The organism is Mucilaginibacter limnophilus, from assembly GCF_004005815.1.
In the GTDB taxonomy this organism is placed as follows: Bacteria; Bacteroidota; Bacteroidia; order Sphingobacteriales; family Sphingobacteriaceae; genus Mucilaginibacter; species Mucilaginibacter limnophilus.
The window spans coordinates 16,367-40,832 of the sequence record NZ_SACK01000013.1; the positions used below are offsets into that span (position 1 = coordinate 16,367).

A 24,466-nucleotide genomic window follows, 5' to 3' on the forward strand; every position below is an offset into this window, starting at 1 on the left:
CTGGAAGTGCCTGCATGATGGAGTACAATTTAGATGACGGGTAAAGCCAGCTTTTTTAACTTTTCGTTACGTAACATACTCAATAGCAGCCAATCGTTTCTTGATCAGGCACGCATCCGCCTGCTTTACTATGGGTTGATGCTGGTGATGTTCGGGCTGGGGGTGTTACTGTCAAACGTGTATCTCAAAGGGCAAACCATGCTCACCTACACATTCAGCTTTATGCTTGTAGGTGTGGTGGCGCTTTTCAAATACCTTACCTGGAAACCCAACTGGCATCGTGTATCGCACGGTTTGCTGGTAATGGCTACGCTTATTAACCTGGTTAACGTGTTTGTCACTATGCAGGATGTTAACCTGATAACGGTGCAGGCTATCATCGCGGTTATTGTGTTTTCATTCTACATGCTTGGCCAAAGCTGGGGGATATTTTATTCGCTGGCTAATATGCTGCCTGTTTTGGGTTTTATGGTGCTGCAGTTTGAAACCAACTACTTTATTGATTTCAAGCCCGAGCGTCTCGATCAAACAACTATTATCATTAGCGTATTTGCCAATTTTATACTGATAGTTTTTGTACAAAGCCACTTTTACAGCGCCTTTATTGCCAATATAAAAGAGTTTAAAGAAGCCAGTGAAGAGCAGTCGGGCCTTAACGTGCAACTGGAGCAGGCTATACAAAAGGCCGAAAAATCATCACAGGCTAAGTCGGAGTTCTTATCCACCATGTCACACGAGATACGTACGCCGCTTAACGCGGTTATAGGCATGACTAACCTGATGCTGATGAACAGCCCCCGGCCCGATCAGCGTGAGAACCTTGACATACTGAAGTTTTCTGCCACTAACCTGCTTGCTATTGTAAACGACGTATTGGATTTCAACAAGATTGAATCGGGCAAAGTAGTGTTTGAGAAGATCCGCTTCAATTTGGGCGAACTGATGGAAAACATCTGCGGCGGGCTTATCATTAAGGCTGAAGAAAAAGGGCTGACGTTTAAATTAAGTGTAGATAATGCGCTTAAAAACAAAGTTTTCATAGGCGACCCAACCCGCATTACGCAGATCATTTTTAACCTGATAAGCAACGCTATCAAGTTTACGCAGCAGGGTAACATCTGGGTAAGGGTTTCGTGCATTGAAGACAGGCACAACACCAATACGGTTAAATTTTCTGTAAAGGATACCGGTATCGGCATCGAACAGAAAAACCTTGAGGTGATATTTGAGCCTTTCGCGCAGGAATCGGTTACTACTACACGTCAGTATGGCGGTACAGGGCTTGGTTTGGCCATTGTTAAGCGTTTGCTTGAGCTGCAGGGCCGCCAAATGAAGGTGACCAGTAAGGTGGGCGTAGGTTCAGAGTTTTCATTTAGCATGGAACTGCCGGTATCAACTGAGGTTGTTCCTGAAGCCGAAACTGATCATCTGCTTATTAACAACGAAAACCTAAGCAGTCTGCAAATATTGATTGCCGAAGACAACGTGGTAAACGTAATGCTGATGAAAAAGCTGCTTTCAAAATGGAAGATCACACCTACCATTGCCGAGAACGGCGAGCGGGCCATACAACTGCTGCAATACGGCAATTTCGATATTATACTTATGGACCTGCAAATGCCGGTGATGAACGGTTTTGACGCCGCTACAGAAATACGCAGGCTCCCTGATCCGCGCAAAGCTAATATCCCGATCATCGCGCTTACAGCTTCGGCATTGTTTGATATCAAAGAGAAAGTTTATGCCTCAGGTATGAACGACTATGTGTCAAAACCATTCAAGCCTGAAGAACTTTTTGAAAAGATACAAAGCCTGGTAACGCTTAACGCGGAGCCGGTGAAGGTGTAAAGTCTTTAGCTGATAAAAAATCATGTCATTTCGACGAGGTACGAGGAGAAATCTTCTGCAAGCGAACAGTGTGATATTTGTCACAGTAGATATCTCACTACGTTCGATATGACATCACCACTTTGCTTGGAAATTTCATAACTCCCTAAACCCCGGTAATTCCTCAATAAATTGATAAGTGCAATCCACATGGTTAATGCGGCAATAGTAATGCTGTAAACCGTTAGTAACCGCCAGCAACGATACCTTGTGCGACATATTGTACCGCGCAATCTGATCAAATACCTTTTGCGTAATGGCTACCGACGGCGCCTTACATTCCACCATTAGTATCTTTTCTCCTGAGGTGTTAAACACTACAATGTCCGTACGGCGGGCCATGGTGTTTACCTTCAAGCCGCCCTCGAGGCGCATTAGTGTTTTAGGGTAATTTTTCTGATTGATTAAATATTGCACAAAATGTTGCCGAACCCATTCTTCGGGGGTGATGATGATGGTTTTTTTACGCAGTTCGTCAAACAGGGTAAGCTGACCGTTTGCCTCGGTAATTTTAAAAGGGTAGGGCGGTAGGGCAAGCGGCTGCAGCTGGTTCATGGGCGCAAGTTACAAGGTATTTGTTTTCCATCATGCTTAAATTCTCAACATCTAAGGTTCACACAATAGAATTTTCTATTTTTACCTTACTGATATGACGGCTGCCGATATACTAAAAGACCTGAAGAACCGCAAGTACAAGCCCCTGTACCTGCTGCACGGCGAAGAGCCTTATTATATCGACCTGATAAGTAATTACATTGAGCATAACTTGCTTAGCGAGGCCGAGCGTGGATTTAATCAAACCGTACTGTACGGCAAGGATACCGAAATGATAACCGTGCTAAACGCCGCTAAGCGCTATCCTATGATGTCCGACTGCCAGGTAGTGCTGGTGAAAGAAGCCCAGGAAATGAAGTGGGGCAAGGATGACGACGATAAAAAACACATCAACCCGCTGCTGGCCTATCTTGAAAACCCGCTGCCAAGTACCGTATTGGTATTTTGTTATAAGTATGGAAAGTTTGACAAGCGCAAAAAAACATATAAGGCCATAGACAAAAACGGACTTGTGTTTGAGTCGGCGCCGATGTATGATAACAAGATACCGGGCTGGATAGACAGTTTCATCAGCGAAAAAGGCTATAAGGCAAGTCAGCAGGCTTCAGCTATGCTGGCTGAGTATCTGGGAAACGACCTTTCAAAAATTGCCAACGAGCTTGAGAAGCTGATGCTGAACGTGCCGCCGGGACAGGAAATTACCCTGAAGCACATTCAGGATAACATCGGTATAAGTAAAGAATATAACGTATTTGAGCTGCAGGCAGCCCTTGGCAAAAAGGATGTGCTCAAAGCCAACCAGATCATTAATTATTTCGAAGCCAACCAAAAAGCCAACCCCATTGTGCTGCTGTTTGGTAACCTGAATAACTTTTTCAGCAAGGTATTGGTGTATCATTATGTAAAAGATAAAACTCCCCAAAACCTGGCTAAAGAGCTTGGCGTAAATCCTTTCTTTATCAAGGATTACGAGCAGGCCGCCCGAAGCTACAATTTGGGCAAAACGGTACAGATCATCAGTTTGCTGCGCGAGTACGACCTCAAAAGTAAAGGTGTCGACTCAAATCTTTCGCCCGGCGAACTGATGAAAGAACTGATGTTTAAGATATTGCATTAGGTGTTTATGCGCGTCTGTCGAGCAAATCGCCGTATTGTAAATTAGGAAATTTATTCAAAAGAGCCTGTTTCTCATAGCCTTTATATAAACGATCAGGCAGATACAATTTAACCATATCCTTTAAGTAAAATAATGGCTCCAAGCTTTTATCACCTAAAGAGACATCTAATACCAGAACTTTTAGTTTACTAAGCCTTTGCAAAAAATCTAAAGACAGCATTTTTGCCCGCGAATTATTTATATCGCCTGTGATTATCAAACTTTCTAATCCGGTTAACTCCCCTAATGCCCGATAATCATAGATGCTTTTAAAATTTTCAAGCTCAATTGAAATCAACGACGAAAGTCTTTCAATTCCCTTTAAATTGGTTAAACCCGGTGTGCTTCCGAAATATAGGTGCTTTAGTTTAAATAGATTTTCAAAGCAAGATATGTCAATTACTTTGCTCCATTTGATATATAAGCCTTCAAGGTTTGGCATGTCACATATAGCCTCAAAAAAGTTTTGATCTACTTGGTGGGCTATAAACAGATACTTTGTGTTTATCAGTTTGGGCAAAGTTTTTTGCCAGGCACTTCTTAGTTCTTTCTTTTTGCTTGGGCTAAGCAAATTAAACTCTGGATTGAGTGTTGAAGTGTCTAAAACTAAGCGCTCGGCTCTATAAACCTCTGCATCTTCAATGTTAAATGGCTTGGGCCAAAAACCATCATTAAATCGCCATATACCAATTTTAATATCTTGAGAAGTTAACATATTAATATATTATAGTAAGGATACAATTTGGCTGATATCATTTTGTTGCCAGATTCATACGTTTTATCTTCGTTGAAAATATAGAAAAAAATGAACTATTGGCTTGTCAAGTCGGAACCTGTAAAATATAGCTGGGAAAAATTCAATAAAGATGGCCGTACCTTTTGGGACGGCGTGCGCAACTATCAGGCAAGAAACAACCTGCGTGAAATGAAAGAGGGAGACCTTGTGTTGTTTTACCACAGCAACGAGGGTAAAGAAGTGGTAGGCATAGCCAAAGTGGTAAAAGAGTTTTACCAGGACCCAACCACTGAAGACACAAACTGGTGCGTAGTAGACTTATCACCTGTTGAAACGCTGAAAAAACCTGTTACTCTTGAGCAGATAAAAGCCGACGAGCGCCTGAAAGATATTGGTTTAGTACGTCAGGGCAGGCTGTCTGTTATGTCGTTAAAACCCGAAGAGTTCGACCGGGTGATTGAACTGGGAAGTTAAATTAAAACTTCCCAAAAAAGTTGGTGATATCAAAGTAAAACAACTTTTCTTCACCTTTGGCGTTTGCTGTTTTAATGATATCAAATGATCTTTTGTCTTTATGGACAAGGCTTTGTCCCTGAGGAGCATAACCTGGATGATTTTTTCTAATCCAGCTATATTCAGCAGCTATTCCGGGGCGGCTACTTGTTTCGGTGATAATTATAGCTTTTTCAAATGATGAGCCATCGCGCTCAATAGATGATTGCATGGCTTTCCTGTTTGCACATGCGCTTAAAATCATCAATATAATAAGGGTGATAAAGTTAAGTTGTTTTGTCATGATAAGGAATTTATAGTTGTTTAATTGTTGTTCGACTCAGTAAACAAAGCCTTTAGCTCGGTAGCTTCACCCGGTTTCATACGGCCGCCTAAAATTAATCTTAACTGTCGGCGGCGAAGCGCACCATTGAACAGTTCCTTTTCCTCATCGGTTTGCGGTACAATTTCCGGTACTGGTATGGTATGCCCGTTTTCATCTAAAGCTACAAAAGTATAATAAGCCTCGTTGCATTTAACATTGGTGCCCGATGGTATGTTCTGCGCCCATACATCCAACCTAACTTCCATTGAGGTATTAAACGCCCGGGTAACTTTCGCCTGTATGGTGATCACATCACCCAGCTTAACCGGCTGCTGAAACGAAACATTATCAACCGACGCAGTAACCACTACCCGGTTGCAATGCTTTTGTGCCGATATGGCCGCCGCGATATCCATAAGGTGCAGCAAGCGCCCGCCCATCAGGTTATGCAGCGGATTGGTATCATTAGGTAATACCAGTTCATTCATTATAGTAAAGCTGTCCTGCGGCGTTTTTTCTTTCATTGGGTAAATATACGGTTAATGCGAATTCTGGTTATTTGTTTTGTCATTCTGAGCGATAGCGGAGAATCTATTAGTGACAGATGCTTCGTTCCTTAGCATGACAGTAAAAACGAAAAGGGTTCCGCATACTTCGATACGACCAGCGAAAACATTACCTTTTCCCGCTATTCACTTCCTGCACACCTGCCAGTTCTTCCCAGCGGGCGCCCGGCGGACGGTAATAGATGAATAGCTGGTAGTTATTCTCCGTTTCAAAGTGGCTGCCTTCAATTACGGTGTCGTCAGCTTTGCCGGTGGCTTTGTCAACCCAAACATATTCATAGTCGTACACCCCCTGCTTTAAAAACTGTTCGGTAAAAAACCTGCCCGACTGGCCATCATACTGCATTCTGCTGTTTTCGTCAATCGTGAAGTTATTAAATCTCCCCACCACGTAAGCACTGCCTTCTTTGTCGGTTTTCCTGGCGTCGAGGTTGAAATAAACGTGTGCGTAATCAGCATCTATCCGCGGATCATCGCCGTCAGAATTCAGTATAAAAAAGTTGCCGTCGTTGTCGTATTGTGAAGTATACGCCTCGCTGCTGCGGTTAACATCATTATTCAGCAATACCGTTGCAACTGTATCTCGGTAAATGCGGGCAATGCCCGGCGCGCCGGCCTTCAAACTGCGCATATCAAAATACCTGAACTCGTTCCGTCCGGGAAAATCATTAATGTTAACATCATTATAAATTAGTTGCGTTCCGCGGATGTAGGTGGGTTTAACGTTAAGTATCGATGCGTCAGGGCGATAGTCCTGCATCACCAGCACCCGCATATCGGTACCCGGGTTTTGTACCCGCAGGCTGCCGTAATCGATAGTAAAATTAAGTTTCTGGTTAGTTTGGCGCTTTGTTACGTTGGTTGACGGTACAATAGTAACTGCAGCCGAAACCCGCTGATTCAGTATATAAAGCTTGCGTGTAAAAATCAGATTATTCTGGTCGCCATCTTCATACACCTTTAAGATGTAGTTGCCTGCATACTTAGGTATAATGTTGGCGTTAGGAAACTCTATCTCGTAATGCACATACTTGCGGTAGGTGCGGGTTGAATATTTGTAGTTAAGGATCTGGTCCTCGGTAAAGCTTTGCAGGTATTCGGCAGGGGAGAGGCGAGATGAATTCCAGTTAGCATCGCAATGCTCAATGGTATAATAAAAGTTACGTGTTTGGCCGGTAAGGTCGTCAAAGCCAAGCACCAGCTTTTCACTCGAATTCAGTGCGATAACCGGCAACGATCCCTGCTTACTCTCGTTATACAGCTCAATGCTTTTTATTTCAGGTTTAAAAACAGCATCGGTATAAGGTTGCGCGGCAACAGTAACAGTTGCTGTAAGAAAGGTGATGATAAACAGAAGCTTTTTCATAATACAAACCGTCATGCCGAACTTGTTTCGGCATCTCACAAGGTAAGCATTATGCTGAGATCCTGAAACAAGTTCAGGATGACCTTTTTTACAGAATAAAAAACCTCTCAAAAGGACAGGATTGGGTCAGGTCTTTACGCTTCCAGTTCCAGTATCTGTTCTGCAAGGGCTTCCCATTGCTGTTTTATGGCGGCCACTTCGTCCTGCTTTTGCTTGTATGCCATGTTGGTTTCCTTTAAACGGTTGCTGTCCGAATAGACCTTTTCATCGGCAAGCTGAGTTTCCAGGGTTTTAACTTCGGTTTCAAGAGATGCAATCTGCTGTTCCATTTTAACAAGATCACTGTTCAGCTTTTTAAGTTGCTGGCTTTTATCGGGCGTCTGCGCTTTAACAGGCTCAGGCTTTTTCTCTTCCTTTTTAGGCTGAGGGGCAGGCGCCGACTTATGGTCGAGCTTGCGTTTCGAGTTCCACTCTTCATATTCTTGATAAGTACCCGGGTAGATCTTTATTTGCTGATCCTCAATAAACCATATCTTGTTAGCTACATTGTCAAGAAAATACCTGTCGTGTGATACAACAATGAATGTACCCTCAAACTGCTGCAATGCCTGTATCAATATGTTAACCGACTGTATGTCCAAGTGGTTAGTGGGCTCATCCAGAATCAGGAAGTTAGCGTCGGCGGTAAGCGCTTTTGCTAATGCCACGCGCGATTTTTCACCACCCGAAAGTACTTTTATTTTCTTGAATACATCGTCACCGGTGAACAGGAACGAGCCTAATATGGTACGCAGCTCTGTTTCGTTATGCTTTGGCGCGAACGATTGTAATTCGCGCAATATCTCATTCTCCAAATGCAGCGACTCCAACTGGTGCTGTGCGAAGAAGGTAGTTGTAACGTTATGGCCTGTAGTCGCGGTGCCGGTATAGTCCTTATCAGCGCCGGCCACAATACGCAGCAGGGTTGATTTACCACGGCCGTTGGCACCTATCAATGCAATTTTATCGCCTTTTTCAATAACCGCCTCGGCATCATTCAATATATCAATAGCAGGATATTTTTTGGTGATATGCTCAAGCGTAACCACGTGCCTGCCCGATTGCTTGGAGAAGCGGAAAGTAAAGTTAACGGTTGGGTTATCATCGTCCACATCGTCAACACGCTCCATTTTATCAAGCATTTTAATGCGCGACTGCGCCATTTTTGCTTTCGAAGCCTTTGCACGGAAACGCTCGATCAACCGCTCTTCCTGTTTTATTTTGGCTTGCTGGTTTTTGAACTCGCCGCGCTGTATCTCTTCACGCAAGGCTTTCTCTTCCAGGTAGAATGAATAATTGCCCGCGTAAACGGTAAGCTTACCCTTACGCGATTCAACCGTGCGGTTGATCACCTTGTCAAGGAACCACCTGTCGTGCGATACAATTACCACCGCGCCTTCAAAAGCCTTCAGGTAATCTTCAAGCCATTGTATTGAAGGTAAGTCAAGGTGGTTGGTAGGCTCATCCAGTAGCAAAATATCGGGTGCCTGTAAAAGGATTTTGGCAAGCATCACGCGCATACGCCATCCACCCGAAAAGGTGCTCAACTTGCGGTGCGTATCAGCCTCGCTAAAACCTAACCCGGCTAAAATCTCATGAGCTTTATATTCGATATTATAACCGTCAAGCGCTTCAAACTCTGTCTGCTTGTCGCTCAGCTTTTGTATCAGGTCTTCAGTATAATCGGTTTCCAGCTTTTTCAGCAGGTTTTCTATTTCGGTATGCAGCTGGTTCTGGCGCTCAAAAGCCTCCATGGCCACATGCAGGATATTCTTTTCCGATTCGAACGATAGCAGATCCTGATTAAGGTAACCTATGGTAAGGTCCTTAGCCATTGATATGGTGCCCGATGTTGGCTTATACTGCCCAACAATAATTTTTAACAGGGTGGTTTTGCCGGTGCCGTTGGCGCCAATTAAACCAATTTTTTCTCCGGGTTTTATATGCCAGTTGGCTTCGTCGTATAATGCCCTCGCACCAATCTCAAACGTCAGGTTATTTATAGCTATCATTTCGGCGGCAAAGATACGGATTTTGAGGCGAACTGCAGACGGGAACGTGCTGGTAGATAGTGATGGATATGAATGGTATATAATCAGAAAGTTATAAAACCGTAGCGATGGGTTTCAAACCCATCGCTACGGGTATTGATAATCTTACTCGCCAACAGCTTTTAGCCACGCGTGGCTCATCAGGCTGGTGCCTGCAATGCTTGGGTGTACGCCATCGGTAGTCCAGTAACTGCCCGGTGCAACTGCAAGCGCCTTTTCAAAAACCGTTTGGTAGGGGATAAATATGGCTCCGTGTTCGGTTGCTGCCTCACGAGCTGCGTGCCTGTAGCCGTCAAATGCCGGGTACCATTTATCGGTAACCGCCTTTACGCCCTTTATACCAAATGGTTCGCCAATAACCAGTTTAACGCCTGGTAGCTGGCTTTGTGTAGTGTCAAGCAGCTTTTTCAGGTCGGCTTTATACACATCAAGCGTGCCTTTGTAGCCAAAATCAAGGGTATGCCAAAAATCGTTTACGCCTATCATAATGCTTACTACGTTTGGCTTAAGGTCGATACAGTCGCGGTCCCAGCGCTCAAGCAACTGGTAAACCTTGTGTCCGCTGATGCCTTTGTTGTAGATGGTCAGATTTTTATCGGCATGGGTGTTCAACAGCTGCGCTGACGTCAGCAACACATAGCCATGGCCCAGGCCCGGTATGGTATTGAACTCATGCTTGCCCCAGTCGCGACCTGAATCGGTTATCGAATCGCCCTGAAAAAGCACGATATCATTTTTATTGAAGCCTACTTTTTTAGGTTTTGGTTCAGTGGCAAATGCTGAGTTAACAATTGATGGAATACTGATTGCAGCAGTACCAGCTGCCGTAGTTTTAATAAAATTGCGACGGTTAAAGCTCATTTTGTTTAATTATTGGTGTGTTCACTGCCGACTAAAATAGAACATTTTCTGAGGTTTCATCTCATTAAGTTTCCGGTGCGGCTACGAACCACGAACCATTAACTATCAGCATAAAAAATAATACCTTTGCGGCATGTATAGCCTGCTAAAACCACTGCTGTTTCAGTTCGACCCGGAAAAGGTGCATTATTTTGTTACCCGCAACTTAAAACGCTTTAATAAACTGTGGCTCGGCCGAAGCATCATCCGCGGTGTATGGAATGTGCATGGTGCCCGGCTTGAAAGAGAAGTGTTCGGACTAAAATTTCCGAACCCCGTTGGGTTGGCAGCTGGTTTTGATAAAAACGGCGAAGTGATAGGCGAGATGGCAAACCTTGGTTTCGGCTTTATAGAAGTGGGTACGGTTACACCGCTGCCGCAACAGGGCAACGAAAAGCCGCGTATGTTTCGCCTTCCGGCTGATGAAGCGCTGATCAACCGCATGGGTTTTAATAACCTTGGTGTTGATGTGGTAGCCGCGCGCATTGCTGCTTACCGTAAAAATCAACCTGAAAATCAAAAGGGAATCATTATTGGGGGTAACATCGGCAAAAACAAAGTAACTCCTAATGAAGACGCCGTAAGCGATTACATTAAATGTTTTGATAAGCTGTTTGATGTCGTCGACTATTTTGTGGTGAATGTAAGCTCGCCAAATACTCCCGGCCTGCGTGCATTGCAGGAAAAAGAGCCACTGATGCACATCCTGAATACTTTACAACAGCGCAACAGGAAGAACGACATCAGCAGGCCTATACTTTTAAAAATTGCTCCGGATTTGACAGATGAGCAGCTTGATGATATTGTTGAAATAGTAACTGAAACCAAAATAGCCGGCGTTATTGCTACCAATACTACCATCAGCCGTGAAGGATTAACATCTGCACATAAAGGTGAAACAGGCGGATTAAGCGGCAGGCCGTTAACCAAACGTTCAACGGAAGTGATCACCTATCTTCATAAAAAGTCAAACGGCACATTTCCTATTATAGGGGTAGGCGGTATACATTCTGCTGAAGATGCAATAGAGAAGCTTAACGCAGGCGCGGCGTTAGTGCAGCTTTATACCGGCTTTATTTACGAAGGGCCGGGATTGATAGGACGGATAAATAAGAAGGTACTGTCGCTATAAAAGCGATGTCATTTCGAGCCGGGGCAGGAATGTGGATTGTGCGAAAGAGAAATCCTCTAAAAGCAGTCGGTGCCGAGACTCCATATTTTAGAAGATTTCTCACTGCCGTTCGAAATGACAACAGTCAAGTAATCGTCTGTAAATAATCCTAAACAAAAAATCCCGTCAGCTCCGCTAACAGGATTTTATAAACAAATTTTTTTATAAAATTTATTTTGCAGACAGGCTGGCTAAAACTTCATTGTTTTTAGCAAGCTGGCTGGTTTTTGATTCTTTCGAACGGCTTCCCGGCTGAAGGTTAGTAGCCAGTTTTAGGAACTGAACTTCCAGGCGCGAGAAAGTTTTATTTCTTCTGTCTTTTCTTTTTAAACGAGTAACACCCATGACGCTTTATTTTTTTATAATACTGTTAATCCTGAGGTCGGAAGCGGATTCGAACCGCTGTAAAAGGTTTTGCAGACCTCTGCCTAGCCACTCGGCCATCCGACCCTTATTTAAAGGATTGCAAAAATAGTAATTATTTTTTTGCAACACCAACTTTATTTCAAGGTATTTCTTGTTACTTCTGAACAAAATATAGCGGCGGCTATTGCCACGTTCAATGATTCGGCGCCGCCGGCCCTCGGTATGGTAATGGCGCGGCTTACCAGCTTTTCAATTACAGGGCGTATTCCGTTGCCCTCGTTGCCCATAACTATCAGCCCTTCGTCGCCGAAATTGGTTGTATAAATATTATTCCCGTTAAGTAAAGCGCCGTAAACAGGCAAGCCCGTGCTGCGTAGTAAAGCTTCAAGGTTAGTATAATGTACTTTTATTCGTGATAACGAACCCATAGTGGCTTGCACTACTTTAGGATTATAAACGTCAACAGTGTCTTCTGAACAGATAATGTTGCGGATGCCAAACCAGTCGGCCGTGCGGATAATAGTGCCCAGGTTGCCCGGGTCCTGCACGCCGTCAAGCACAAGCGTAAAACTTTTACGCAATGTTTCGGTTTTTAAGGCAGGCCAATCGGGTATTTTTACAAGGGCTATGGCATCCTGTGGAGTTTTTAAGCTGCTTATCTTCTCCAGGTCGTTAAGCGAAATTTGCTGAAAGTTTATTTTTCGGGATAAATTCAGCAATTTTGGATCGGAAGTGTACGTTTGATAAACAGTGTCGACCTGGTAGGCCGAATCAGCAAATTCATAGATGGATTTACGCCCCTCAACCAGGAAAAAACCATGTTCGGTACGAAACTTTTTATGTTGTAAGGATTTTAATAAATTGATTTGAGACTTTGAAAGCATACCAGAAACCTGCTGTTTATCGCCTTACAATATTAAGTATTCTTTTGCTGATAATAGCCCAGGGGTGCAGTCTTACCCGCAAGCTTAAAGATGATCAGGCGCTTGTGCGCAAAATTACCATAAAAGGTGTTGACAAAGAGTTTGAAGATCTTGCCTTAAACTACATTGATAAAGAACAGCGCCCCAATAACTGGCTGAACCTGCAGTTTTACTACATGTTCAGCAAGAATGGTAAAAAGGATATTGGTGAACCGCCTTCTATCTTGGATAGTAACCTTGTAGAATACTCACGTGTACAAATTGAAAAGTTTCTGAGAAACAAAGGTTACCTGAAAGCCCGTGTTGCCGACAGTATTCACCTAAAAAAGAAGAAAGCCGAACTTATTTTTACCGCTACAGAAGGGCCTTTATTCAGGGTACGAAATTATACGGACAGTATTGCCGACGGACGTGTTCGTTCGCTTTATCAAAATTATAAACCCATAGCGCATGTTAAGCCTGGCAGCAGGTTTGATACCGATAGCCTTGCGTTTGACAGGGATGAACTGTATTCAGTAATGAAACGTAATGGGTATTATGATTTTTACCGCCAGTATATCAATTATAATTACGATTCTACGTTTAATAAAAGTGTGGTTGACCTTACAATCATTATCGATAACCCGGAAGGTAAAGCAGCGCACCCGGTTTATAAAATAAATAATACACTTATTACCATAGCGCGCAGCAGCGGCCGTACTACCGAACCAAGCGCCTTAACAGGTAAAAGTTATCCCAAGCCTGATACCATTCAGGTAGATTCGCAGTTCAGGTTTGTTGATTACTCGGGCAGGTTTAAGCCACGTACCGTAACTGATTACATCTTCCAGAAAAAAGGGGAAATTTATAATATTGACAGGCAGATATTAACAACAACCAGGCTATCTGAGCTTAACGTTTTCAGGAACGTACCCAACCCAACGTACACCAAACTTGCCGACAGCACAAACCGCCTCAATACCAAGATCGATATTATTCCACTTAAACGCATGAGCGACAGGATAGAAGGGGAGTTCCTGTTTAACGGAGGGCGGTATGGTTATAATATTGGTAACACGTTTACCAACCGTAACATGTTTAAGCAGGCTGCCATTTTGCAGATCAAGTTTAACTGGAGCGTTTTGTTTGATAACGGCCGTAACTCGGGTGTGCGTGGAAGCATAGAGAACCAAGACTTTAAAATAGGCGCAACACTTAGCTATCCGCGGCTTATTGTACCGTTTAACGTACCAACGCTTGGCAAGTATGGTGTGCCACATACCACTTTTTCAACCAACTACCAGTTGTTTTATCAGAAAGGATTAGTTAAACGCGAGAGCTTTATTAATTCTATTACCTACGACTTTTTTGAAACGCCCGACAAGCGGCACAGTATAACGCCTTTATTTTTACAATATACCCGCGGTTCGGTTGACAGTACAGCGTATGATATCCTGTTAAGCCAAAACAGGTTCTCCTATATCTTCCTGATAAACCGGACCAATTTTATGCTGGGTAGTCAATATACGTATCAGCTTAATGCAAATAAGCTGAATATGTTGACCGATTTTATGTACTTCAGGGGAAGTCTGGAGGTAGCTCCGTTCAGCAACATATTTAACACAGGTAATAAGCGTAGCAATGATGAGTTGTTTAACAGAAACTACTCAAACTATGTACGTACTGACATTGATTTAAGGCTGTACAAAACTTTCCAGAATGAGCGTCAGTTTATTTTCAGGATAAATCCCGGTATAGGCATACCGTTTGGTAAGGAAGCGGAGCTTTTATTCGAAAAGAACTTCTATGCAGGTGGTACTAACGATATAAGGGCGTGGTTGCCGCGTACGCTTGGCCCGGGTAATTTTAACCGTGCATCGTATGGTGTAGGCGGCGCTGCTGATACTTTAAGGTCGTTATTAAGGTACATTGATCAGTACGGCGAGATCAAATTCACCGGGAATATTGAATACCGCTATAAACTGGCTGATAACTTTTTTGGTTCGAAGCTAAAAGGCGCCGTATTTGCTGATTTTGGTAACATCTGGGTAATAAATGATGATGTTGATGAAAGCCGCGAATTTCGCTTCAATAAACTATGGGATTCAATGGCCATTGGTATAGGCACCGGCCTGCGGTTTGACCTTACTTTCTTTGTATTTAGGTTTGATATGGCATTCAAGTTTAAAGATCCGCAGTTTAGTGGGTCAAACCAGTATGTACTGCTTAAGCATCCCGACGAAATATTCAAAACCGGCGACTTCAAGCGAGCTTACCGGGCAACCAACAGTGAGGGTTATAGCTTTATGCAGTTGAACTTTGGTGTAGGCTTGCCGTTTTAAAAAGTGTGATGCATTACAAAAGCCCCGTTAAGGGGCTTTTTGCTTTACTTCTTTTTTCGCATCGAGGTAATCACCGCCGCGGTAACAAACCCGGCGATAAATACTTTTCTTAGCAGCCTTGCCTTGTCATATTTCAGGCTTGCCTTAAAGCCTTTTTCGACAAAGATGTTCGGAAAATGCCCTTTTTTGATATCGTCAATCAGGCCTTCCACTACATTAATACGGTCGGCCAGTATTAAAGGCAGCCAGTGGCGGTAGCGATCTTCGCTGTGCTGAAATGCATACCTGCGGATAACGCCGCTTAGGCCTGATGGCGGTACCGATGTACCAAAAACCGCCGGCAGTATAGGCCGCTCGTTTGATTTTAAAATCTCTACAGTAACCGGCTGCGGCGCCGAGCGTTCGTAATTTATACGGTTATGATCATCCCCGGTGTAGTTTTTCATCGGGTATGTTGGTTCGTTTTCCGGATCGGCGTCCATGCCCCAGCCCGGGATCGATTTATAATCAAAAATTTCCTGTTCCATATCTTTAAGCTTTTGCTGATGGTGGTATAAGTACTGTTTTAATACAATTGTCAAGTTTCGACGAGAAGATGTTATACGCGTCGGATATCTCTTCAAGCGGAATACGATGTGTTATCAGTTCGCTTGGTTTTAACCTGCCCGATTGTACGTGATCAATCAATCGCGGCAGCAAACGCTTAACCGATGCCTGGTTGGCACGCAGTGTAATGCCCTTGTTCAATACGTTGCCTATGGGGATAAGGTTAAATGGAGGCCCATATACACCAACTATTGATACTATACCACCTTTTTTAACCGAGTTTATGGCCCATTGCAAGGCTGTGCCGGCGCCTGCCTGCAGCAGCGCTACACGCCCGCTAAAGGTTTGCAACGTATTGCCTTCAGCTTCGCATCCTACGCAATCGATACAAACATCAGCGCCGTACCAGTCGGTAGTTTTTTTCAGGAATACAACCGGATCTTCAAGTGATTTAAAATTATACACTTCACATTTAGCGTAGTTTTTTGCGAACTCAAGGCGGTAATCAATATGATCGATCACTATCACCCTTGAAGGCCCGAAGAACCAGGCGCAACGTGCCGCCATAATACCTATCGGCCCTGCTCCAAAAATCACCACGGTATCGCCTTCTTTTATGCCACCCATTTCGGCGGCCTGGTAACCTGTCGGTACAACGTCGGTAAGCAAAACAGCATCGTCAGGGTCCATATCCGGCGGAATAACCGTTGGACCAACATCGGCATATGGAACACGCACATATTCTGCCTGGCCGCCATCAAAACCTCCCGCGGTATGTGAATAGCCAAAAATGCCGCCTACGGCTGTAGCCATAGGGTTTGATTCGTGACAGTTGCCGTAAAGTCCCTGCTTACAAAAGTTACATTTGCCGCAGGCTATATTAAAAGGTACCAGCACGTGGTCACCAACTTTCAGGTTCTGCACCATTGGACCAATCTCTTCAACAACACCTGTAAATTCATGGCCAAAGGTTGAGCCTACACGCGTGTCAGGAACCATGCCATGATACAGGTGAAGGTCTGACCCGCAGATGCATGTACGCGTTACGCGCACAATCGCGTCCTCAGGATGAAGTATTTTCGGCATCGGCCTTTGTTCGGCCCTTATCCTGTAGGGGCCCCGGTAGTTCATTGCTAACATAGAAGATGTATTTAGTTTATGGTTAAATAAAAAGAACTTCGTTTTCGTATTTATCCCTGCGCCAGTTAGTAAGCAGGACATTGGCAGCTGCCAGCGTTACAAACGCGGCATGAAACCATAGCGATTTTTTCTGCTTGCGGATGCCTTTCCATGCGGTTAGCAGAGCCAGCCCGGCTACATTCAAAATGTCAATTTTATGGTGCTGATGGTAGGGTATCAACCTTTTTACGGCTACCGGATGATCGGACAGCGCGTTGTAAGTAGCCAGGTTTAAACTAAGCAGGTTATAAAAGGCAGTAGTTTTCTTTTTAAAGTGCAACAGGTGCGGCGCAGCCAGGATGACAGCGCAAAACAGATAGTCGTTTATGCCGTGCTGCTTTGGAGAAAATAATTTGTATTCCATATGGTTTTTAACAAACCCTACGGAAACGATGTTTGAAATATTTTTAACTAAAATTTAAAGACGTGCAGAAAAGCGTAACTGCTAATTTGTTTTTAGTATAGTTAGTTAAAACAATCCCTTCAGGCCATCAATAATACTTTCGAAAAAGCGACCAAGGCTAAGGTTGTTGGCGTGATTAAAATAAAAGAAGATAATAAATATGATAACGGCTATAATAATGAACCGTTTGAACATGTATGCCAGCAGTATTAACGCGCAGGGAATAATAAGCAGCCACATCCAGCTGATATGCCAGGGCATAAGCTTGCCGCTGTTGCGGTAGATATAATACAGGTTTGAATGGGTGCCGTTATCATTTACATGCTTGGCATATAAAAAGGTGGATTTTTGAATTTTATGGCGATAAAAAGCAGTGCCCTTATCAAACTGCAGCGACTCTTCAAAACCGTTCATACTGAAGGTGAACACACCGTTTACATCCTCACGTACATGCAGCGCCGAATCAGTGGCCTGTACAGCTACCTCATCTTCGGCAAAAGGATTTTGCACCACTGTAAAATGGTCGATAGATATGGTATCGGCAAAAGCCTGCCCGGTTGCAACAAACAAAAGAAGTAAAATAAGGTACTTTTTCATGTTAAGTATTCAGTATAAAAATAAGCTTTTACTTGTAATTAAGCGCTACTATGGCATAATTAAGCGCTGTGGCAAAGCTTACCCATAACAAATAAGGCACCAGCAACCAGGCGGCCGTTATACTGAACTTTTTGAAATAAAAGATGTTTGAAATGATCAATATCAGCAGGATAATGATAATAACCAATCCACCCAGCGGATTGTGTTGGTTGAAAAACATCCACGACCACAGGAAGTTGAATATCAACTGCATTACATAAATAGGTCTGGCTTTAGTGAAAGTTATCGAGTCGTCGCGCTTTTCCCAAACAAGGTAAGCCGAAATGCCAATCATGATATACAGGATAGTCCATACCGGGGCAAAAAGCCAATCGGGCGGCGTGAACGATGGTTTATTCAATGCCCTGTACCAGCCGTCAATTTCCGGCCGTGTAAAAATCGACGCGGTTATCCCTATTACTACCGGAATAGCTATGCTGATGAGCAATGGGCCCCATTGTATTTTTTGCGGTGCGCTTGTTTGGTTCATAGCGGTAAAGATATTATAAGTAAGCATGTGCGCAATATTTTTTAGCACGAATGCTTACTTTTGGCCGCTTACTATACTATTATTTAATGATTAAAGCTTATAAACTATATACGGGCGAAGACAACCATTCCTATTTTGTGACGGGGCATGTGAGTGAGGGGCAATTGCACGAGGCAGTATCGGTACGTTTTCAGGAGTCGCCGCCACACTCGTTTTACGACTGGCATAATGCGCCGACAGAGCAGTATGTGATCTCGCTGACCGGTACACTTGAATTTGAAACCCGCCCCGGTGAAAAGTTTATTCTCCGTCCCGGTGAGGTGTTGATAGCCATGGATACTACCGGTACCGCACATAAATGGCACATGATTGACGACGAGCCATGGCGCCGCGTGTATGTTGCTTTTGATAAAGATAAACCGCTTAACTTTATAGAAGATAAGGGTTAGAGATTAGAGATTGGTGTTTGGAGATAGTAAATTGGTAGAAATAACTGCCAACTTTAAACTGCAACTGAATGAAAGTATTTAATATTCTCTTCATTATCCTGTTTGTTGTATCGGCCGGGTTGCAGTACAACGATCCCGACCCATACCTGTGGATGCCAATATACCTGTACGCGGCGTTGCTTTGCTATCTGGCAATAAAAAACAAATATTACCCGCTAACTTATTTTATCGGCTTTGGCGGATACCTTGGTTATGCCATTTATAAGGTGTTTGACAGGAATGGTGTTATCGACTGGATAACCGTTCACCATGAAGAAAGCCTTGTACAAACCATGAAGGCGCAAAAACCATGGATTGAAGAAGCTCGTGAGTTTTTCGGTTTGCTGATATGTTTCATTGTGCTGCTTATCAACTGGATAGTTTACAAACGATATAAGTACCGTCTGCCTAAAAACCGCTTCTCTTAAAGATATGATATACCCTGAGTGCCGCCGGGCAGGTAATAAAAGGGTACAAAGTTCTCATCTGCCAGGGTGCAATTAACCTGCATGGCATTAAAACTTATATCGCCGAATATGTTGGCTATGGCAGCGTCGGCGGCATCGCGGCCGGTGGCTATTTTTACCATGCTGTTAAGCGGCGCCAGGCGGGTAGCGTCAAACAATATCCATTCGCCGCCAATGTAAGCTTCAAAACAGGCATGAAAATCGGCAGGAAAAAGCTTGTAAGCATAGCCTGTAAAATAACGTGCCGGTATGGTCAGTGCCCGGCATAAGGCAATGCCCAGATGCGCGAAATCGCGGCATACGCCGGCCTGCTCGGTAACGGTGTCAAACGCAGAAGTTTGGGAGTTGGTTGAGCCGCTTAAGTATTGTACGTTATTGTATATCCAATCAACCAGTGTACTTACTTTTTGAAATGGGTTTTCAATATTGCCAAACATGTTATTAGCCAGCCTGAACAGCTTGTCCGACTGGCAGTAACGGCTTGGGTTCAAATAGGTAAGCACGTCAGTAGGCAGCTGATGTACCGGCGTTTCAGGTACGTCGCCCAGTTCAACAAGTTTGTAAGCGTTATCAATCCTGGCAGTATATACTATGCTGATCTCACCCGGATTGGCTACTTCGAAACGCACCAAACGATTTTCACCATGAATGCTAACCAATTCTTCCGCTTTAATATATGGCTCCAGGGTAAACATTTCGCTTACCACTGTTTGATTTGGCGTGCGCAGGGCATGTATGTTTAATATTAACGTCCCCGGGCTATTAGCGGTGTAAAGCATGCTGGCATATACGTCAAACTTCATACGGTTTTTTCCTCTTCTTTTTCTTTTGTTTCGGGCAGCTTACTAAAAGCGGCTTCCATCCATTCTTCAGAAATATTTGCCAAAGCGCGTTTAAGTTCTTCATCCCATTGATCGGACACCGAAGACATGTCGCGCGCCTCGTAGCGCTGCTCAACCAGTTGGTAGGTATCTTTTTTGTACAGCACTACATCTATCGGAAAATCAACATTGTTAGAGCTTACCCGCGTTGAATCGAATGAAAGAAAACCTGCCTTCAGTGCCAGTTTCATACTTGAATTTTCATTCAATACACGGTTAAGTATGGCTTTACCATGCCCTGAGTTGCCTATTACTACATAAGGAGCGCCAAGCCCAAGTTCAACCCAGTTACCTTCGGGATACAGTAAAAACAGCTTGTGTTCGTTATCATCTTTTAGCTGACCGCCGATTATGGTATTCAGGTCAAACTTAAAACCCGCCTTTTCCAATGCCACCCGGTCTTCCTCGGCGGCGCGTTTCACCTGTTCGCCAAATGCGTTAACCGCTTTGTACAATTTGTTGTACTCCTGTGTTTCCAGCAGTTCGGTAAAATAAACAATGGCCTTATCACGTACCGAACGTAAGCCGCTGGTCATGATAAACAAGCTGAAGCCATCCTTTTGTTCAATGGTAACCTTCTTTTTTATAGTGGTATCGGTACCTGATGTTATCCGGCTGTCGGCAATGGCCACCAGGCCTTCCTTCACTTTTATGCCTAAGCAATAAGTCATCTGCAAAAATTATTATTGATACCGCAATGTAAGCTAAATAAGCGGTAAGCTGAACTTATTTCACACGAAAATTACAGTTGGTATTTAAAAGCGAATGCCGCATCAGGCGGGACACGGCATTCATAGTATGTGTTTTATGAAAACAGAAAAAACACATGCAAATATACTATTTAAAGGCTTTTGCGCCAACCGTGTTTAACTTCGCCGAAATAAATTTACAACCCGGCTATTTTTATACCCGCATCTTTTATGGCCTGTAAGATGATTTCCTGTACAATATACTTGGTATCATAAAAGCCATGTGCTTGTACCCATACATTTACATTAATTTTGTAGCCATCAGCTTCAACAACAGCTACGCCAATACGGCGCTCGGGCGTTTTTAATATGTTTTCTACTTTATCAACCGCGTTATCAATCACCTCTTTCGCTTCTTTGATATCAACCGAATTAGGGAATCTGAATTCCATATCCAACCGGCGGTTACCCTCACGACTGATGTTAATGATCACCTCGTTTGATAGTTTACTGTTGGGTACAATAACCAGGCGGTTATCAAATGTGCGCACTATGGTGTAAAATATCTGTATCGATGTTACCGTACCCTCAAGCCCTTGGGTAATGATATTATCCCCTACGGCAAAAGGTTTAAGTAACAGTATAAGAACGCCGCTTGAAAAGTTCTGTAAAGTACCCGAAAGCGCCAACCCGATAGCCACACCAAAGGCCCCAATAACAGCTGCAAACAGCGTCATTGGTATACCTACTATTTGCATAAAGCCCAACAGGAGCAACACACGCAGCGCCACACCAACAAGGCTTTGCAGAAACGCTTTAATGGTAGGGTCAACCTTTCGGCGTTCCATGCGCCCCTGCCACCATTTCATAAAACGCTGTATCAGCCAAAAGCCTACAACCAACAATATTATGCCGATAACTAAACGCGGGCCATAGCGTATTATCCAATCATAAGCCTTGTCATAAAATTTGTTCAGATCCATAATGCCTGTTATAACTTTTGCAGGTTGTGGATTGTTTGTGACTAATGAAGGAGAATTGTAGTACATTATAACCGGAAAAATCCACAACTCTTTTTAAAAGAATTTTTCATAAACCCTAATTATGCCGTTATTTGAGCTTATATTACCTGACACTACTTTTAATGAAACATCCACTTACCGTCTGTTTATTGCTGCTTACCTTTTATACATCGGCACAAAATAAAAATACCGAAAGCTTAGTAAGATATGTAAATCCAATTATAGGTACCCAGCGTATGGGGCACACCTTTCCGGGTGCCACGGTGCCTTTTGGTATGGTGCAACTCAGTCCGGAAACCGATACCGTCAGTTACGAACTTAACGGCAAGTATAACCCCGATGTATATAAATATTGCGCTGGTTATCAGTATGATGACAAAACCATTACCGGTTTCAGTCATACACATTTCAGCGGAACGGGCCACTCAGACCTTGGTGACTTTTTAATAATGCCTACCGTAGGCGAACTAAAACTTAACCCCGGCACGGCCGATAAGCCCTGCAGCGGCTATCGCTCGGCATTTTCACATGCCAATGAGGTTTCGCAGGCTAATTATTACAAAGTGAAGCTTGACGCAAGTAACATTGTTGCGGAAATGACCACAAGTACCCGTGTGGGTTTTCACCAATATACTTTTCCAAAAAGCAATAATGCGCATATCATCCTTGATTTGATGGCCGGTATCTATAACTATCCCGACAAAACCGTATGGACGTATGTAAAGATATTAAACGATAGCACGCTGATGGGTTACCGCCAAACAAATGGCTGGGCGCGTACCCGTACACTGTATTTTGCTATGGCGTTTTCAAAGCCTTTTATTCAGCATGGCTTTAAAAACTACAGCAAAGGCCAGGTGTACCGTGGATTTTGGGGCAAATTCAACCAAGGCAAAAATTTTCCGGAGATAGCCGGTAAGCAAATACGTGCTTATTTTGATTTTAAAACCAATGAAGGAGAGAAAATCAAAATAAAGTTTGCGCTTTCGCCGGTAAGCATGGATGGCGCGCTTAACAACATGAAGGCGGAAGTACCGGGCTGGGATTTCGACAAGGTTAAACTAGACGGGCAGCAGGCCTGGGAAAAAGAACTGCACAAGATCACCATCAGCGGCAGCGCGGAAACCAAAAAGAACTTTTATACCTCGATGTACCATACCATGATCAATCCAACTATTTACATGGATACCGACGGGCAGTATAAGGGGCTTGACCAGAATGTGCACAAAGCTGATGGCTTTGTCAACTATACTACCTTTTCGTTATGGGATACTTATCGTGCGTTACACCCGCTGTTCAACATTATACAGACCACCCGCAACGCCGATATGGTGAAAAGTATGCTGGCGCATTTTGATCAAAGTCCGGAGCATATGCTGCCTGTATGGTCAAACTCAGCTAACGAGAACTGGTGTATGAGCGGTTACCACAGCGTAGCCGTACTTGCCGACGCGGTGATGAAAAGCAACGCGTCATTTGATGCTAACAAAGCTTTGGATGCCTGTGTAACTACCGCCCGCAAGCGCGATTATGAAGGCATTGGCGATTATATCGACAGAGGCTTTATACCCGACGAAAGAAGCGGCATATCGGTATCATCAACACTGGAATATGCTTATGATGATTGGTCTATTGCACAATTAGCCAAAAAGCTTGGTCGGAATGATATTTATGAAGAGTTTATAAAACGCTCGCAAAACTATAAGAACGTTTACGATGCTTCTATAGGTTTTATGCGTCCTAAAAAGCTTGATGGTACCTTCCGCAAAGAGTTCGACCAGCTATCAACACACAATGCCGGTTTTATTGAGGGCAACTCATGGAACTACACCTTGTTTGCGCCGCAAGATCCTGAAGGATTGATCAAACTTATGGGCGGCGAAAAACGCTTTGTGCGTTATCTTGATTCGTTATTTACCATGCACCTGCCTGATAAGTACTTTGCTGAAACCGAAGACATTACCCGCGATGGCATTATTGGCAATTATGTACATGGCAACGAGCCGTCGCACCATGTGGCTTATTTATATAACTGGACAAGCCAGCCCTGGAAAACACAGGAACGTATACGTATGATATTACCGCTTATGTACAAACCTACACCTGATGGGCTTGGCGGCAATGATGATACAGGCCAGATGAGCGCCTGGTACATTTTCAGCTCACTAGGTTTTTATCCTGTGGCGCCTGGTAATGATCAGTACTCGATAGGCAGTCCGGCAGTAAACGGCGCTGCCATTAATCTTGAAAACGGCAAAACATTTACGGTTACCGTGAAAAATCAGGGTGCTAAAAATGTATACATTCAAAAAATTGAGCTGAACGGGAAACCGCTAACCGGCTGGTCGATATCACATGCGGATATCATGAACGGCGGCAGCATTACGTTTTTTATGAGTAGTAGGCATAAATAGTTTTGATTGATAGTCAACTTTATGTGACCTTTAAATACTAGCAAGCGTTACGCATGCCCTATTATATTTAATTATCTGTATGTCGAAAGAACTATTACAAAGTCAAATTTAATTATTAGTTTAATTTGTGAAACTTTCCCAATGTTAGTTGCGTATAAGTTTACAAATTAACTCAAGTAATGAATTTGTTTATACTATTGGGAATACCTGCTTTTCTGTTCTATTTTGCATTAGCAAATTATGGCAGCGTGAAAAAATTAAAGGGTAGCGGAAGAGTAGCTGAGATTCAGGATAAAATGATTAGGTATCGTGTATTCACTCTCTTAGGTTTTGTTACGTTGCTTGGTACTATATTATTTTTGCTTTCTAATGTTAAGTCAATAGGTATTGTATAACA

Annotated in this window: 25 protein-coding genes and 1 tRNA gene; 8 read left to right on the forward strand and 18 right to left on the reverse strand. The window is 43.5% G+C overall.

Translation table 11 applies throughout. The features are described 5' to 3' along the window. The first annotated feature begins 33 nt into the window (after nucleotides 1-33). Entirely contained in the window at nucleotides 34-1,848 is a 1,815-nt protein-coding gene (locus EOD41_RS19370; RefSeq protein ID WP_127708093.1) for an ATP-binding protein, read from the forward strand. A gap of 135 nt (nucleotides 1,849-1,983) precedes the next feature. Here the strand turns inward: EOD41_RS19370 and EOD41_RS19375 are convergent, their stop codons facing one another. Beyond that, nucleotides 1,984-2,442, reverse strand: coding sequence for a type I restriction enzyme HsdR N-terminal domain-containing protein (locus EOD41_RS19375; protein ID WP_127708096.1), 459 nt, complete (start codon nucleotides 2,440-2,442; stop codon nucleotides 1,984-1,986). 94 nt (nucleotides 2,443-2,536) lie between these two features. Between EOD41_RS19375 and holA the strand changes: the two genes are divergently transcribed. Continuing rightward, nucleotides 2,537-3,559 carry a DNA polymerase III subunit delta gene (gene holA / locus EOD41_RS19380; protein ID WP_127708099.1) on the forward strand — a complete coding sequence of 341 codons (1,023 nt, stop codon included), beginning with the start codon at nucleotides 2,537-2,539 and terminating at the stop codon, nucleotides 3,557-3,559. A gap of 4 nt (nucleotides 3,560-3,563) precedes the next feature. Here the strand turns inward: holA and EOD41_RS19385 are convergent, their stop codons facing one another. Beyond that, entirely contained in the window at nucleotides 3,564-4,313 is a 750-nt protein-coding gene (locus EOD41_RS19385) for a leucine-rich repeat domain-containing protein (protein ID WP_127708102.1), read from the reverse strand. A 90-nt stretch (nucleotides 4,314-4,403) separates the two neighbouring features. Between EOD41_RS19385 and EOD41_RS19390 the strand changes: the two genes are divergently transcribed. Then, on the forward strand, nucleotides 4,404-4,808 hold the full coding sequence (locus tag EOD41_RS19390; RefSeq protein WP_127708105.1) for an EVE domain-containing protein: 405 nt from the start codon (nucleotides 4,404-4,406) through the stop codon (nucleotides 4,806-4,808). 1 nt (nucleotide 4,809) lies between these two features. Here the strand turns inward: EOD41_RS19390 and EOD41_RS19395 are convergent, their stop codons facing one another. From EOD41_RS19395 to EOD41_RS19415, 5 genes are all read right to left on the reverse strand, one after another. Next, the gene (locus tag EOD41_RS19395; protein WP_127708108.1) at nucleotides 4,810-5,130 is read right to left on the reverse strand and encodes a hypothetical protein; all 321 of its coding nucleotides are present in this window, start codon (nucleotides 5,128-5,130) and stop codon (nucleotides 4,810-4,812) included. 20 nt (nucleotides 5,131-5,150) lie between these two features. After that, complete coding sequence (locus tag EOD41_RS19400) at nucleotides 5,151-5,675, reverse strand: acyl-CoA thioesterase (protein ID WP_127708111.1); 525 nt, start codon at nucleotides 5,673-5,675, stop codon at nucleotides 5,151-5,153. A gap of 151 nt (nucleotides 5,676-5,826) precedes the next feature. Further along, nucleotides 5,827-7,083, reverse strand: coding sequence for a type IX secretion system plug protein (locus EOD41_RS19405; protein ID WP_164849997.1), 1,257 nt, complete (start codon nucleotides 7,081-7,083; stop codon nucleotides 5,827-5,829). Between the two features lie 134 nt (nucleotides 7,084-7,217). Continuing rightward, nucleotides 7,218-9,134 carry an ABC-F family ATP-binding cassette domain-containing protein gene (locus EOD41_RS19410; RefSeq protein ID WP_127708118.1) on the reverse strand — a complete coding sequence of 639 codons (1,917 nt, stop codon included), beginning with the start codon at nucleotides 9,132-9,134 and terminating at the stop codon, nucleotides 7,218-7,220. Between the two features lie 144 nt (nucleotides 9,135-9,278). Next, nucleotides 9,279-10,034 (reverse strand): SGNH/GDSL hydrolase family protein, encoded by a 756-nt coding sequence (locus tag EOD41_RS19415; RefSeq protein ID WP_127708121.1) that lies wholly within the window; start codon nucleotides 10,032-10,034, stop codon nucleotides 9,279-9,281. A 133-nt stretch (nucleotides 10,035-10,167) separates the two neighbouring features. On the opposite strand from EOD41_RS19415, the gene EOD41_RS19420 reads away from it, so the two are divergent. Then, the gene (locus EOD41_RS19420) at nucleotides 10,168-11,205 is read left to right on the forward strand and encodes a quinone-dependent dihydroorotate dehydrogenase (RefSeq protein WP_127708124.1); all 1,038 of its coding nucleotides are present in this window, start codon (nucleotides 10,168-10,170) and stop codon (nucleotides 11,203-11,205) included. 210 nt (nucleotides 11,206-11,415) lie between these two features. On the opposite strand, the gene EOD41_RS19425 is transcribed toward EOD41_RS19420, so the two are convergent. The 3 genes from EOD41_RS19425 to EOD41_RS19435 all read right to left on the reverse strand — a co-directional run bounded on the left by EOD41_RS19425 (nucleotide 11,416) and on the right by EOD41_RS19435 (nucleotide 12,494). Then, complete coding sequence (locus EOD41_RS19425) at nucleotides 11,416-11,589, reverse strand: spore protein (protein ID WP_127708127.1); 174 nt, start codon at nucleotides 11,587-11,589, stop codon at nucleotides 11,416-11,418. 34 nt (nucleotides 11,590-11,623) lie between these two features. Continuing rightward, nucleotides 11,624-11,694 (reverse strand) — tRNA-Cys (locus EOD41_RS19430). Nucleotides 11,695-11,744: 50 nt separating this feature from the next. Continuing rightward, nucleotides 11,745-12,494: a TrmH family RNA methyltransferase gene (locus tag EOD41_RS19435; protein WP_127708130.1), complete on the reverse strand. Its 750-nt coding sequence runs from the start codon at nucleotides 12,492-12,494 to the stop codon at nucleotides 11,745-11,747. On the opposite strand from EOD41_RS19435, the gene tamL reads away from it, so the two are divergent. Further along, nucleotides 12,485-14,854 carry a translocation and assembly module lipoprotein TamL gene (gene tamL, locus EOD41_RS19440; protein ID WP_127708133.1) on the forward strand — a complete coding sequence of 790 codons (2,370 nt, stop codon included), beginning with the start codon at nucleotides 12,485-12,487 and terminating at the stop codon, nucleotides 14,852-14,854. The genes EOD41_RS19435 and tamL overlap by 10 nt on opposite strands. 44 nt (nucleotides 14,855-14,898) lie before the next feature. Here tamL and EOD41_RS19445 read toward each other — a convergent pair whose 3' ends face one another. The 5 genes from EOD41_RS19445 to EOD41_RS19465 form a co-directional block, all read right to left on the reverse strand. Beyond that, nucleotides 14,899-15,381, reverse strand: coding sequence for a hypothetical protein (locus EOD41_RS19445; protein ID WP_127708136.1), 483 nt, complete (start codon nucleotides 15,379-15,381; stop codon nucleotides 14,899-14,901). A gap of 4 nt (nucleotides 15,382-15,385) precedes the next feature. Then, nucleotides 15,386-16,486, reverse strand: coding sequence for a zinc-dependent alcohol dehydrogenase (locus EOD41_RS19450; RefSeq protein ID WP_205780604.1), 1,101 nt, complete (start codon nucleotides 16,484-16,486; stop codon nucleotides 15,386-15,388). A gap of 76 nt (nucleotides 16,487-16,562) precedes the next feature. Then, a complete protein-coding gene (locus EOD41_RS19455; protein WP_127708142.1) occupies nucleotides 16,563-16,943 on the reverse strand; it encodes a hypothetical protein in 381 nt (126 codons plus the stop codon). Nucleotides 16,944-17,048: 105 nt separating this feature from the next. Then, nucleotides 17,049-17,579 (reverse strand): hypothetical protein, encoded by a 531-nt coding sequence (locus tag EOD41_RS19460; protein ID WP_127708145.1) that lies wholly within the window; start codon nucleotides 17,577-17,579, stop codon nucleotides 17,049-17,051. Between the two features lie 28 nt (nucleotides 17,580-17,607). Continuing rightward, nucleotides 17,608-18,108, reverse strand: a complete 501-nt coding sequence (locus tag EOD41_RS19465; RefSeq protein ID WP_127708148.1) for a TspO/MBR family protein — start codon at nucleotides 18,106-18,108, stop codon at nucleotides 17,608-17,610. An 86-nt stretch (nucleotides 18,109-18,194) separates the two neighbouring features. Here EOD41_RS19465 and EOD41_RS19470 point away from each other — a divergent pair, with 86 nt between their 5' ends. Together EOD41_RS19470 and EOD41_RS19475 are read left to right on the forward strand one after the other, a co-directional pair. After that, nucleotides 18,195-18,557, forward strand: a complete 363-nt coding sequence (locus EOD41_RS19470; RefSeq protein ID WP_127708151.1) for a cupin domain-containing protein — start codon at nucleotides 18,195-18,197, stop codon at nucleotides 18,555-18,557. Nucleotides 18,558-18,625: 68 nt separating this feature from the next. After that, on the forward strand, nucleotides 18,626-19,024 hold the full coding sequence (locus tag EOD41_RS19475; RefSeq protein ID WP_127708154.1) for a transmembrane 220 family protein: 399 nt from the start codon (nucleotides 18,626-18,628) through the stop codon (nucleotides 19,022-19,024). Here EOD41_RS19475 and EOD41_RS19480 read toward each other — a convergent pair. The 3 genes from EOD41_RS19480 to EOD41_RS19490 all read right to left on the reverse strand — a co-directional run bounded on the left by EOD41_RS19480 (nucleotide 19,021) and on the right by EOD41_RS19490 (nucleotide 21,616). After that, nucleotides 19,021-19,866, reverse strand: a complete 846-nt coding sequence (locus tag EOD41_RS19480; protein WP_127708157.1) for a transglutaminase-like domain-containing protein — start codon at nucleotides 19,864-19,866, stop codon at nucleotides 19,021-19,023. The two genes, EOD41_RS19475 and EOD41_RS19480, sit on opposite strands and share 4 nt — an antisense overlap. Then, on the reverse strand, nucleotides 19,863-20,615 hold the full coding sequence (locus tag EOD41_RS19485; protein ID WP_127708161.1) for a peptidase: 753 nt from the start codon (nucleotides 20,613-20,615) through the stop codon (nucleotides 19,863-19,865). Before EOD41_RS19485 ends, EOD41_RS19480 begins: the two co-directional genes overlap by 4 nt. Nucleotides 20,616-20,830: 215 nt before the next feature. Beyond that, complete coding sequence (locus EOD41_RS19490) at nucleotides 20,831-21,616, reverse strand: mechanosensitive ion channel family protein (protein ID WP_127708164.1); 786 nt, start codon at nucleotides 21,614-21,616, stop codon at nucleotides 20,831-20,833. A 161-nt stretch (nucleotides 21,617-21,777) separates the two neighbouring features. Between EOD41_RS19490 and EOD41_RS19495 the strand changes: the two genes are divergently transcribed. Next, on the forward strand, nucleotides 21,778-24,069 hold the full coding sequence (locus EOD41_RS19495; RefSeq protein ID WP_127708167.1) for a GH92 family glycosyl hydrolase: 2,292 nt from the start codon (nucleotides 21,778-21,780) through the stop codon (nucleotides 24,067-24,069). The last annotated feature ends 397 nt before the right edge of the window (nucleotides 24,070-24,466 follow it).

Bases quoted from the DNA above. Each gene is read 5' to 3' on its own strand.
- EOD41_RS19370 (WP_127708093.1), top strand. From the start codon at position 34: ATGACGGGTAAAGCCAGCTTTTTTAACTTTTCGTTACGTAACATACTC.
- EOD41_RS19450 (WP_205780604.1), bottom strand. From the start codon at position 16,486: ATGCCGAAAATACTTCATCCTGAGGACGCGATTGTGCGCGTAACGCGT.
- EOD41_RS19385 (WP_127708102.1), bottom strand. From the start codon at position 4,313: ATGTTAACTTCTCAAGATATTAAAATTGGTATATGGCGATTTAATGAT.
- EOD41_RS19490 (WP_127708164.1), bottom strand. From the start codon at position 21,616: ATGGATCTGAACAAATTTTATGACAAGGCTTATGATTGGATAATACGC.
- EOD41_RS19475 (WP_127708154.1), top strand. From the start codon at position 18,626: ATGAAAGTATTTAATATTCTCTTCATTATCCTGTTTGTTGTATCGGCC.
- EOD41_RS19445 (WP_127708136.1), bottom strand. From the start codon at position 15,381: ATGGAACAGGAAATTTTTGATTATAAATCGATCCCGGGCTGGGGCATG.
- EOD41_RS19395 (WP_127708108.1), bottom strand. From the start codon at position 5,130: ATGACAAAACAACTTAACTTTATCACCCTTATTATATTGATGATTTTA.
- EOD41_RS19480 (WP_127708157.1), bottom strand. From the start codon at position 19,866: ATGAAGTTTGACGTATATGCCAGCATGCTTTACACCGCTAATAGCCCG.
- EOD41_RS19425 (WP_127708127.1), bottom strand. From the start codon at position 11,589: ATGGGTGTTACTCGTTTAAAAAGAAAAGACAGAAGAAATAAAACTTTC.
- EOD41_RS19375 (WP_127708096.1), bottom strand. From the start codon at position 2,442: ATGAACCAGCTGCAGCCGCTTGCCCTACCGCCCTACCCTTTTAAAATT.
- EOD41_RS19465 (WP_127708148.1), bottom strand. From the start codon at position 18,108: ATGAACCAAACAAGCGCACCGCAAAAAATACAATGGGGCCCATTGCTC.
- EOD41_RS19410 (WP_127708118.1), bottom strand. From the start codon at position 9,134: ATGATAGCTATAAATAACCTGACGTTTGAGATTGGTGCGAGGGCATTA.
- EOD41_RS19435 (WP_127708130.1), bottom strand. From the start codon at position 12,494: ATGCTTTCAAAGTCTCAAATCAATTTATTAAAATCCTTACAACATAAA.
- EOD41_RS19495 (WP_127708167.1), top strand. From the start codon at position 21,778: ATGAAACATCCACTTACCGTCTGTTTATTGCTGCTTACCTTTTATACA.
- EOD41_RS19420 (WP_127708124.1), top strand. From the start codon at position 10,168: ATGTATAGCCTGCTAAAACCACTGCTGTTTCAGTTCGACCCGGAAAAG.
- EOD41_RS19405 (WP_164849997.1), bottom strand. From the start codon at position 7,083: ATGAAAAAGCTTCTGTTTATCATCACCTTTCTTACAGCAACTGTTACT.
- EOD41_RS19485 (WP_127708161.1), bottom strand. From the start codon at position 20,615: ATGACTTATTGCTTAGGCATAAAAGTGAAGGAAGGCCTGGTGGCCATT.
- EOD41_RS19455 (WP_127708142.1), bottom strand. From the start codon at position 16,943: ATGGAATACAAATTATTTTCTCCAAAGCAGCACGGCATAAACGACTAT.
- EOD41_RS19400 (WP_127708111.1), bottom strand. From the start codon at position 5,675: ATGAAAGAAAAAACGCCGCAGGACAGCTTTACTATAATGAATGAACTG.
- EOD41_RS19390 (WP_127708105.1), top strand. From the start codon at position 4,404: ATGAACTATTGGCTTGTCAAGTCGGAACCTGTAAAATATAGCTGGGAA.
- holA (WP_127708099.1), top strand. From the start codon at position 2,537: ATGACGGCTGCCGATATACTAAAAGACCTGAAGAACCGCAAGTACAAG.
- EOD41_RS19470 (WP_127708151.1), top strand. From the start codon at position 18,195: ATGATTAAAGCTTATAAACTATATACGGGCGAAGACAACCATTCCTAT.
- EOD41_RS19460 (WP_127708145.1), bottom strand. From the start codon at position 17,579: ATGAAAAAGTACCTTATTTTACTTCTTTTGTTTGTTGCAACCGGGCAG.
- EOD41_RS19415 (WP_127708121.1), bottom strand. From the start codon at position 10,034: ATGAGCTTTAACCGTCGCAATTTTATTAAAACTACGGCAGCTGGTACT.